General features: G+C 34.1%; 1 protein-coding gene and 1 pseudogene. Both read left to right on the top strand.

Annotation, left to right across the window (positions count from 1 at the left end; all coding sequences use genetic code 11):
* Positions 1-134, top strand: a pseudogene (locus RYX56_RS22375) (CRISPR-associated protein Cas4); the annotation flags it as partial.
* Positions 131-273 (top strand): CRISPR-associated endonuclease Cas1 (locus RYX56_RS22370; RefSeq protein WP_317124124.1); only part of this gene is annotated, 143 nt, incomplete at its 3' end. The pseudogene RYX56_RS22375 and the gene RYX56_RS22370, both read left to right, overlap by 4 nt.

Raw genomic sequence — 273 nt, 5'->3', positions numbered from 1 at the left:
ATAATCGCAGGCATACACCTAAGGTTAAAACAGGGTCATTTTGTAAAAATTGCTCCCTTCAACATATTTGTTTACCAGAATTAATGAATAAGCGTTCTGTTAAAAGTTATATTGAAGGGAGAATTTGCGAATGAAGAAGCTGTTGAATACTTTATTTATCAATCAACCTGATGTCTATTTATCACTAGATGGGGATAATATTGTTCTTCTTAAGGAAGAAGAGAAGTTAGGCCGGCTACCGCTACATAATTTGGAATCAATTGTATCCTTTGG

Source organism: Alkalihalophilus lindianensis (genome assembly GCF_032843265.1).
GTDB classification, from domain to species: Bacteria; Bacillota; Bacilli; order Bacillales; family Bacillaceae_D; genus Alkalihalophilus; species Alkalihalophilus lindianensis.
This window is presented reverse-complemented; position numbering and strand designations above follow the sequence as displayed.